At 61.0% G+C, this 9,976-nt stretch carries 9 protein-coding genes; 2 read left to right on the forward strand and 7 right to left on the reverse strand.

Going from position 1 to position 9,976, the window contains the following annotated elements; genetic code table 11:
* Positions 1-4: 4 nt before the first annotated feature.
* The 7 genes from HKN06_02580 to HKN06_02610 all read right to left on the reverse strand — a co-directional run bounded on the left by HKN06_02580 (position 5) and on the right by HKN06_02610 (position 7,073).
* On the reverse strand, positions 5-1,255 hold the full coding sequence (locus HKN06_02580; GenBank protein ID NNF60198.1) for a tetratricopeptide repeat protein: 1,251 nt from the start codon (positions 1,253-1,255) through the stop codon (positions 5-7).
* A complete protein-coding gene (locus HKN06_02585) occupies positions 1,252-3,360 on the reverse strand; it encodes a hypothetical protein (protein NNF60199.1) in 2,109 nt (702 codons plus the stop codon). Before HKN06_02585 ends, HKN06_02580 begins: the two co-directional genes overlap by 4 nt.
* Positions 3,353-4,258, reverse strand: a complete 906-nt coding sequence (gene hemC, locus HKN06_02590; protein ID NNF60200.1) for a hydroxymethylbilane synthase — start codon at positions 4,256-4,258, stop codon at positions 3,353-3,355. Before hemC ends, HKN06_02585 begins: the two co-directional genes overlap by 8 nt.
* Complete coding sequence (locus tag HKN06_02595; protein NNF60201.1) at positions 4,258-4,995, reverse strand: response regulator transcription factor; 738 nt, start codon at positions 4,993-4,995, stop codon at positions 4,258-4,260. Before HKN06_02595 ends, hemC begins: the two co-directional genes overlap by 1 nt.
* The gene (locus HKN06_02600) at positions 4,992-6,104 is read right to left on the reverse strand and encodes a sensor histidine kinase (protein NNF60202.1); all 1,113 of its coding nucleotides are present in this window, start codon (positions 6,102-6,104) and stop codon (positions 4,992-4,994) included. The genes HKN06_02595 and HKN06_02600 overlap by 4 nt, the downstream gene beginning before the upstream one ends.
* Before the next feature lie 28 nt (positions 6,105-6,132).
* On the reverse strand, positions 6,133-6,573 hold the full coding sequence (locus HKN06_02605) for a DUF4124 domain-containing protein (protein ID NNF60203.1): 441 nt from the start codon (positions 6,571-6,573) through the stop codon (positions 6,133-6,135).
* A gap of 161 nt (positions 6,574-6,734) precedes the next feature.
* Complete coding sequence (locus tag HKN06_02610; GenBank protein NNF60204.1) at positions 6,735-7,073, reverse strand: P-II family nitrogen regulator; 339 nt, start codon at positions 7,071-7,073, stop codon at positions 6,735-6,737.
* A gap of 168 nt (positions 7,074-7,241) precedes the next feature.
* On the opposite strand from HKN06_02610, the gene HKN06_02615 reads away from it, so the two are divergent.
* Together HKN06_02615 and HKN06_02620 are read left to right on the forward strand one after the other, a co-directional pair.
* A complete protein-coding gene (locus HKN06_02615; protein ID NNF60205.1) occupies positions 7,242-7,508 on the forward strand; it encodes an accessory factor UbiK family protein in 267 nt (88 codons plus the stop codon).
* A 292-nt stretch (positions 7,509-7,800) separates the two neighbouring features.
* On the forward strand, positions 7,801-9,976 hold a 2,176-nt coding region (locus HKN06_02620), incomplete at its 3' end, for a cadherin-like domain-containing protein (GenBank protein ID NNF60206.1).

Consider the following 9,976-nt stretch of genomic DNA (forward strand, 5'->3'; position numbering starts at 1 on the left):
CTTGCTAGCCCGGGCTGGCAGCGCTGGAGTCCTGTTCCGGTTGCGGCTCATCTTTGTTGCGGAGGGCTGGAAGGGTGGACTCGACACGGCCGGTCGCCAGGGCCAGCCCCTTGCGAAAGGCGCTGGCTGAATCTTCGGCATCCCCGGTCTCGGCGAGTACCGCGCCCAGCGTCTGGTAGGCATCCGGTGAAGGGTCGAGCCGGATGCTTTTCTCAAGATAGGTGCGTGCTTCGCCTGCCTGTCCGGCGCGCAGCGCCAGCTGTCCCGCCGCCAGTAGCAGCTGCGGTTCATCGCCACGGCTTTTCAGCAACCCCTGTACAAAGGCGAGTGACCTGGCGGTATCGACATTTTCCAGCTCGCTATAAATATTCAGCAGGGCTGGGTCCCAATTTTTCTTCAGCGCCTTGCGTATTGTCTGTTCCACCAGCGCATGTTCGCCGGCGCGGTGCAGCGCCTCGACATAGTCACGCAGTACGATTGGATCGCTCTTGAGTTTTTTCGGCACCTTCTGCCACTGGCGCTGCAGGCCGGTAACATCGCCGGTTTCGCCGTCATGGGTCAGCAGCGTTGCCCATGTGCGTTGCGCAAGCTGGTCGATGTCATCCACCGGCAGCGCCTTGCGCTTGCGCAGCTGCGGCAGCAGTTCCTGCAGGTTGTCCCAGTCGCCGAGCCTCTCGTATATCCGCGCCAGCAGCGCAAGACCCTGCGGATGACCGGGTGATTGCTCTTCCAGTTTGCGCAGCGTGGCCAGCGCCCGCTCGTAATCGCCATCGCGACTTTGCAGCTCGGCCTGTGTCAGCAACACGGCGCGACTCGAATCGACATCGTTCTCGTAGGCCATCATCAGCCAGTTATCGCGCCGGTCGGTGGCACCCTGCTCCTGCGCAGCACGCGCAGCGTGGAGGTAATTCAGAACCGGTGTGTCGCTCTTGTGCGCGCTTTCCGCCAGCATCCGTTCGCTGCGGGCGTAATTGCCTTCTGCCAGTTCAATCAGGCCGCGAGTCAGTTTGCTGCGTGAACGCTTTTTCTGGTAACGGCCTGCTGCGCGACCGAGATCGGAAACGGAAGTCAGCGAGCGCGTCACCAGGCGCACGGCAACGTACGCGAGTATTCCGAACAACAACAGGCCCAGCAACGACGTCTCGATGGCATAACCACGGAAATGCACCAGCGCATAGCCGGTGTCTTTCATGAAGAAATGCGCCAGGAAGGTCGAGGCGACCAGCGCGATCATGATCAGGAGGCCACGTTTCAAGCGGTTTCCCCGGTTTGCTCAGCGGCTGGCGGCGCAGCATCGGCGGGTTCCGTCTGCGCGGCTTCGGCAGGGGCGCCGTCTGCGGGCAAAACAGCGCCGGACTCAGCGGGCGCATCCTGTCCCGGAGGCACGGTGCTGGTTTCAGCTGCCGGCACTGCAACGCGCAGCAGCCGCAGTGAGCCGGAAACATCAGGCATGGCAGGCGCAATCTCCTGCGCTTCCAGTTCGGCCAGGGTATCAATCGCGCCCAGTACTGCCGACGAGTCTTCCTTGAAATGCGTCTGCAGCCAGTTGCGCGCGGTACGCAGGCTTTCGGTGTAGATGGCAGTATCGCCGTCGAGCAGGGCAAGGCGTGCTGACTGCAGCTGCAGTTCCAGGTTGCGTTTCAGGAAAAACTCTTCGTCGCGTGACAGCAGTGGCGTGGCGGCTTCATCGGTGCGCTTCACACTTACCATGCTGGTAAAGACGCCGCTCAGCGTGGAAATGGCCCGGTCCAGTGGTTTTTGCTCTTCTGCCGCGGCCGGCGCTGTCGATTCGTAGCTTCCGGGGGCGGCGTTGTTCAGCGGCAGCTCTTCAACGCGCGCTGCCAGCCCGTTCAGCGTGAGGGCAATACCCTCGACATCGGGTCGTGGTACCGCCTTCAGAGCGGCAATTTCGCCGGCTATCTCCTGGCGCACGCGATAAAGCGTCGGGTCGCCCAGCGCCTTGAGCCGGTCATCGGCGGCCAGCATTGCCGCCAGGGCTGCGTCCGGATCGCGTGCCAGCTGCAGCCGGCTGTTCGCGACCTGCATGAAATACTCCGCTTCTGCACGAACCCAGTTTGTTCGCGCCGTTGCCGACACCCCACGTACGTCGTCTATAGATTGTTCCGCCGCCTGTACTCGTGAACTGAGCATCTCGATGCTGCGGCGCAGCTCATCCATGTTTGATTCAATCCGATTGCGGGCGGCGTCCAGGCCCGACACGCGGTTCAGTCCCTCATCGATCCTGCCATCCAGTGAAGCGATATTCTGCTGGGTGGACGTCAGAACGCCGGTTGTCTCCGACTGGCTCTGTGCGCTGGCATTCAGGTTTTGCTGCTGTTCCCACCACACGTAGCCCGCAGCCGCCAGCGCTGCCAGCGACAGCAGCATGGCAAGCAGTCCCAGCGTTCCGCCGCCGCGTCTGGCCGTCGGCGCGGCCGCCACAACGGTGTCGGGTGCCGCATCGACGGTGACTGTTTCTTCTTCCACTTCCTCGACGAGTTCGACAACGGCATCACCGTCGGCCCCGGTCGATTCTGCAGAGTCTTGTTTAAGCGGTTCGGTCATCGTGGCTCCTGCCCCTGGTGCGGGCGCTTCGTTCGTCGCGCGCCATTCCATGATGGCGTCGACGAGTGCCTGATCATCAGGTCCGGTGGCGAGCAGGGCTTCATTATTAAAGCCCAAAGCAGCCGCTTTTTTTACCACACGTTCACTCGTGGTCACCAGCTGTGTGTCGAGCAAACCTGTAACAGTTGGTTCCCCGGCCAGCTCGTAGAGGTTAACAAGTGTTTCGGCGCTGGTAGCAGTAACGATATCGATGCTGCCGTCGGCCAGCGCGGACTCGATTGCCGGATCGAGAACTTCGGGGCGGTCGCGACGGTAGACCTCGGCATAGGTTACGGTTGCGCCACGCTGCTCCAGCTCGCGACCGAGCAGCGCACGACCGCCGCTGCCGCGAAAAATAATAATCTTCTTGCCGGCGACATCCTGCAGCTGCGGTTCGCGCAACAGCGCCTCGCTGGTAAAACCACGCGTTGCTTTTATGTCGGTTGTAAACCCGGAATCCTTCAGGGCGCGTGCCGTGGAAGGGCCTATTGCAGCGAGCAACGGCCGCCTGCCTTCAACCGGCAGGTACTGAGCGCCGTGGTTCACGGCATTGAAGCTGATGAATATCGCGATATCGTAGTCGGCAATGTCGCCGATCGCGGCGGCAACAGCGTCATGATCCTCGTGCGCTTCGATTTCCAGCGTGGGAAAGCGCAGCGCAGTGCCGCCGTGTGACTCGATCAGGCCGACCAGCCTGTTGGCCTGGTGACTGGGACGCGTCACCAGCACTTTTACCCCCGCCAGCTGCTCAGACATCCGCCACCTCGTCGAGGATCTGGCGGGCGCCATGACGCAACAGCAGATTGGCCGCTTCCCGGCCGACGTCATCGGCAACGCTGCCGGCAGCGATTGCGGCAACCAGGTCGGTGCCATCCGGATTCGCAACTACGCCGCGCAGGGTGATCTCGCCTGCTTCGATAACTGCATGCCCGGCAATCGGTGAGACACAACTGCCACCGAGGAACTTGTTCATCGCGCGTTCTGCATCTACTGTCTGCCGCGTTGCTTCGTGTTCGATTGCACGCAACGTTTCCCTGATAGCGCTATCGTCTGCCCGACATTCTACGCCGATTGCGCCCTGGCCGATGGCGGGCAGACATGTGGCCGGGTCGAGAACTTCGGCAATGCGTTCGGCCAGCCCCAGCCGCTCCAGCCCGGCTGCCGCCAGGACGATCGCGTCAAATTTACCGTCATCGAGCTTGCCGAGACGTGTTTCGACGTTGCCGCGCAGCGGCCGGATAGTCAGGTCGGGCCGGTTGTGGGCCAGCTGTGCCATGCGCCGCAGGCTCGATGTGCCGACAACGGCATGTTCGGGCAACCCGGCCAGCGTGCTGCCAACAAGCGCATCGCGCGGATCATGGCGCTCGATAACCGCACCGATTACCAGGCCATCGGGTAGTTCTGCCGGCACGTCTTTCATCGAGTGCACCGCTATGTCGGCCGTGTCGTCGAGCATTGCCTGCTCCAGCTCTTTGATAAACAGACCTTTGCCGCCGATTTTCGCCAGGGAGCGATCCAGTATTTCGTCGCCACGGGTGCTCAGGGGCACAAGCTCGATCTGCAGCTGGTTGTTGCTTGCGCGCAGTTGTTCGGCAACATGCTCTGCCTGCCACAGTGCCAGGCGACTGCGGCGAGTAGCAATGCGAATATTCATCAGCTGCCCCTGAGTCTGCGCTTCAGCGCCGCCGCATGCCGGCGGCTGACCGCGAGCCGGTCGTCGCTGTCACGGAACACCACAAACTGCTTGCCATCCGCGTCGCGCTCGATCGACTGCAGATGTGCGACCGCAACGAGCGTGCCGCGGTGAATGCGAACAAAGTCAGGGGCAAATTCATATTCGAGGTTTTTCAGTGATTCGTCGATCAGCACTTCGCCATCCTGATGGCGAACTGTAGTGTACTTCTGGTCGGCCTGGAAATAATAGATATCCGCAACCGGTATGAGCTCCAGCCGGCCGGCGGTACGCGCGCAAATGTGGGTGCGGCGCTCTGCCGTGTCCTCGTCCTCACCTGAAAGGGCGGACAGCTGTGCGCGTGTCAGCCGGGAAGCGTGACGCATGGCGCGGGCCAGCCGCTCAAGTCGAACCGGCTTCATCAGGTATCCCACAGCCTGTGCATCAAACGCGTCTATTGCGTATTCATCGTATGCCGTCGTGAAAATCACCGCTGGCGGTTTTTCCAGGGTTGCCAGATGGCGGGCGGTTTCGACGCCGTCGATTCCGGGCATGCGGATGTCCATCAGCAGCACATCCGGGTCGTGTGCCTGGGTCAGTTCAATTGCCTGGATACCATCAGCTGCCTCGGCAACGATTTCACAGTCATCCAGCTCATCGACCAGCCGGCGCAGCCGCTGGCGTGCGGGCGCCTCATCATCGACGATCAGCACCTTCACCGGCGCACCTCAGCGGCGGGGATGGTCAGTGTCACCGAAAACTGTCCGTCACCGGTCAGGGTTTTCAGCCCACCCTTGCGGCCAAATGCCAGGTCAAGGCGCTGCCTGACATTGCTCAGCGCTATCCGGTTACCGTCGTGCCGTTGCGCGCTGGCGTCGTTATTGACCGGATTGACTATCTCGATATGTATTTTGTCGCCTTCCGTCCGGCCACTGATTAAAACCTTGCCGCCGCCGGGCAACGGCTCTATTCCATGATAGATCGCGTTCTCCAGCAGCGGTTGCACGCTCAGGCCGGGAATCAGTGCCCGATCCGGCAATTCATCGACATCCCACTCCACGGTAAGGCGATCACCAAGCCTGAGTTCCTCAATGCGCTGGTACAGCCGCGCCATTTCAAACTCCTCGCGCAGATGAATCAGCTGTTTGTTATCAGCAAGGCTGGCGCGGAACAGGTCGGCAAGATCTTCGACTACCTGTTCGGCTGCATCCGGGTCACTGCGTGTAAGCGCAGCGATCGTGTTCATGCTGTTGAATAGAAAATGCGGGCGAATGCGCGCCTGCAGCGCCTGGATACGCGAGCGGGCCTCCATCTGCACGTTGCGGCGCCACTGGTGTGACACATAGAAGTAACGCAGCATCAGCGCACCGACGATCGCCGCAATCAGGGTGTTTCGCAGCAGAAAAGGCAGATGACTGGCGGGAAACATCGCGCTCGCAGCACCACCGGCACGGCCGCTGTAGAAATCGCCGATTAACCACGCAGCCTCTGATACCAGAGCTGTGGTTGCCATGACCAGGAACAGGCTGACGGCCGTTGTTTGAACTGCGCTACGGCCAGCGAGGAATCGGCGCGCGCCACACAGGACGACGGCGTTGCCCAGGCCGATCCACAGCAGGAACATGGAAGAGCGGGCAAGGTCAATCCAGAATACATCAGCCGCCGGCAGCCGTGCCAGGGTGAGCACCAATGCAACAAGTTCGGCGAGCAATACGATAGCGAAAGTCATTGTGCCGGAACAGAAGTCCGGCAGGTAGGTAGCCTGCAGCGACTCGTCGGCGGACCTGGGTGTAAGCCGTGCGGAAGGAGTTGTAAGGCGGGCGGCCAAGTCGTGCAGGTCCGTTACCGGATCCGGTCTACTCGCTACTGCCGCACCACTCGTCTACATCGCGTCGCGCATCGGTCATGCGCTGGTCGACTTCATCCTCTTCCAGGTAGCGGCGTCCGCCATCGGGCAGGGGTTCGTAGATTCGGGTGGCACTCAACAGGCTGGCCAGCGCATCACGGGCGCGGGCGCAGTTTTCATCGCGGCGGATATTCTGCTCACGCTCGAATTCATCCTGTTGTGACTCATCGGCGACAATTGTGCCGGGCTGCGCCTGCTGAGCGGGTTCATCGGTGAGGCGCGCCGACAGCTGTTCCGGATCGGTGCGCTGAGTCTCGATGTCGAGTTTCTCAGCGGCAGTCGCCGGTGGCTTGTCAGAAAAGTGCACACGGCCGGTGGCATCGGTCCATTTATAGACGTTGGCCGAGGCGGCGGTCGTTAACAGGATCAGGCTGAAAAGCAGAAATCTCATGTAATACCAGACACCGGTCTCAGGCCGGGGAATCTACGTTAAGTCAAAACCGTGGGCAGGAAAAGCACAGCGCTTCCCGCCACAGGGAGCACATTATGAGAATCAGTGTCTTAAGTCGCTGACGTGGTTCACATCAGCGGCCACCGTGGCGCAAAAAATCGTTAAATCGCCTGCTCGCCGGTCTCGCCCGTGCGGATACGGATGGCCTGCTCCAGGGTCGTTACGAATATCTTGCCGTCGCCGATTTTTCCGGTTCGGGCGGTAGCGGAAATCGCTTCGATGACCTGCTCGACCACTTCTTCGGAAACCGCCAGCTCCAGCTTCATTTTTGGCAGGAAATCAACGACATACTCGGCGCCGCGGTAAAGCTCGGTATGGCCCTTCTGGCGGCCAAAGCCTTTTACCTCGGTTACGGTAATCCCCTGTACGCCGATATCGGCCAGCGACTGGCGCACATCGTCGAGTTTGAAAGGCTTGATTATGGCGGTAACGAGCTTCATGTCTGGTTCCTGCTAAAGTCGGTTTCCCGCTCTCTTTGCACGGGCCGTGCCAATTCCGTAACTCCTTGTAATTCCAATGGGTTATATACATCAGACGCGATATCGGTTCGAACAATCGCACTCCTTTGGTGCAGCCAGGCTGCTGCTATGCGTTAAACTGGTCCGGCAATGGTCGACCCGAAGCTTATCGATGATCTCGCCCGCCGACTCGCCGGCAGCCTGCCCGCGGGTCTGCGCACGCTGCAGGATGAGCTGGAGCAGAATTTCCGCCCGGTTTTGCAGTCGGCGCTGAGCCGGTTCGACCTGGTTACCCGCGAGGAATTTGACGTGCAGGCTGCGGTGCTGGCAAAGGCTCGCAAGCAGATCGATACGCTGCTGGCCCGGCTCGAGGAGCTCGAGGCCCACCTGGCCAAAAAAACGCCGCCAAGCGACTGAATCCAAAACCCTCCAGCCGCCAAAGTGTGACGCAGGTCATGCGGGCTTTGTGACCGGTTTCCGGGTTCGAAATACCCCTGGTTCTTAAACTTTCCTGTAGTCGAATTCTGTCTGCAGGGATATGCGTCGAAAGCCGTTTTTCATCAGGCCATCCGGATGGCGTGGTGCAGCTTTAGCTGCACCGCTGATTATCGCCGCGTGCAGCGGCGGTGGCGGCAATGGGCTGCCGACCGAAGACGCGGCGGGCGGAGAAAATAGCGCGCCTATCGCATCCAACGTGGACATGCAGACAGTGCCATCGTCCAGTCTGATTATTCGGGTCCTCGACAGCAGTACCGATCTCGACGGTGACCAGCTCAAGCTGGTGTATGTAACGCAGCCATCTCACGGCGCGGTCACTATTGAAGATAACGGCACACCGGCTGACCCGTTCGACGACTACCTGCGCTACGTTTGCGACGACATTTTTGTCGGTGTCGTTTCGTTTCAGTACACCATCAGTGATGGTGGCAATGGTCGCGCGACTGGAAATGTCAGCATCACCGTCGGTACCGGCGCCAACAATCCACCGGTAGCTGTTAACGACATGGTTACGGTTGCAGTAAACGGCAGCATCGCAGTCGACGTGCTCGGTAACGACACCGATCCCGATGGCGACAGCATCAGTATCAATTCGTTTACTGCACCCGCTGCCGGTGCAGTCGTGCTGAATGATGGCGGGACGGCCGATCCCGCAGACGACCGGCTGGTTTACACGCCGTTGCCGGCGTTTACCGGGGTGGATTCGTTCACATACCGGATCAGCGACGGTGATCTGGCCAGTGATGGCCTGGTAACCATCGTAGTCGGTGCCGCAGGGCCAACTGAACAGGTTTGCGGCAACGTGATGAAGGGCGCGGTGAGCGGGGCGCTGGTCCAGCTGTTTCCGATTGACGGCACCGGGGCAGCAACGACGACAATTCCTGTCGCCCAGGCGCTGACCGATAGCGCGGGCAACTGGTGCGCTGACGTTCCGCTGCCGCGCGGTGCGCTGCTGGTGCGCAGCCTCGGTGGCCAGTTCATCGACGAAACCGATACATCGTCTTCCGGTAGCGCGCGCCGCACGATCGTGCTTGACGCGAGCTCCTACCTGGAAACGGCGCTGCTTCCCTCGGACGATTTTGCCGCTATCAATGTCTACACTAATGCAATCTATGAGAAAGCGCGGCGTGTGACAGGCAGCGGCGGGTTCGCCGGTGTCTTCGCTGTTGAGCGCAATCTGTATCAGCAGGCCTTCGGCTGGCCGACAGACCTGTTGCAGCTCGATCCGGCCAACCCGGCCGCGCTCGAACCGACGGCACTGCAGGCAGCCCGCGTTTACGCCATGGCGCTGGGCGGTATTGCCAACGTGGTCAACGAAGTCGCGGTCGACTTTGCCGAGTCGCAAATGACCTTCGGGATGATCCGGGCGGTGGTCATCGACCTTACCGACTGCCTGCTGGATGGGCATTTCTATTCCGGGGCTGTACGCACGCCCGCGGAGTTCGATCTGAACGGTTCACCGGTATTCATGCCGACCGACCTGCAGCTCAACCTGTCGATACTTCGTTTCAGGAACAACAATCTCAGCGATTTCGGCTCGACCCCTCTGGCCCAGATCGACGCGGGTGTCTGCCTGGGCGCAGACGATTCCGACGATGCGCTGCCACCGACTTTTGTTCCGGATCCGCTGTCCGCGCTGAGTTTCCCGGCCACCGGCCCGCTGACGGACCTCCTGGCAGTCACCCCGGTGCCGCTGATCACCGACAACCTCGATCCGGCACCGACCGTGGTGGCCGTCGCAATCAACACGGACAGCGGCGCACCGATTCCGCCGGGTTCGCCCGACGTGCCGCCGGGGGCCTACGACATCACGTGGGAGGCGAGCGATAGCACCGGCAACACCGTGCAACGCGTACAACGGATCACTATTCTCGCCAACAGCAACGGCACGATAACGCTGTCTCCGGATGACATCACGCCTGGCGAGACGTTAACCGTTTCGGTTGCCGACGCCGATCTGGATAGCGATGCGGCAGTGGCCGACATGGTTGATGTGACGGTCAGCAACACGGTGACGCTGGAAGTCGAAACAGTAACGCTGACTGAGACCGGCGCGAACAGCGGTATTTTTCAGGGCACGCTGGCGACGCAGTTCGGTAGCGGCGGGACGAATGACAACGGCGTGCTCGACGTGCAGGCCGGTGAGGCAGCCCAGGCACGTTACGATGACGCGCTCGATGCCACGGGTAACCCGGCGGTTCGAACTGATCTGACATCAATCAGCGGCGGCGACAACGGCAGCATAGTGGTTAGCCCCGGCAGCATTGTTCCGGGAGAATCGCTGACGATCACGGTAACCGACGCTGATCTGGACACCAATGCCACGGTGGCCGAGACGGTCGATGTAACGGCGAGCAACACCACGACGCTGGAATTCGAAACGGTGA

The sequence above is a fragment of the Gammaproteobacteria bacterium genome (genome assembly GCA_013003425.1).
GTDB lineage: Bacteria > Pseudomonadota > Gammaproteobacteria > Steroidobacterales > JABDKV01 > JABDJB01.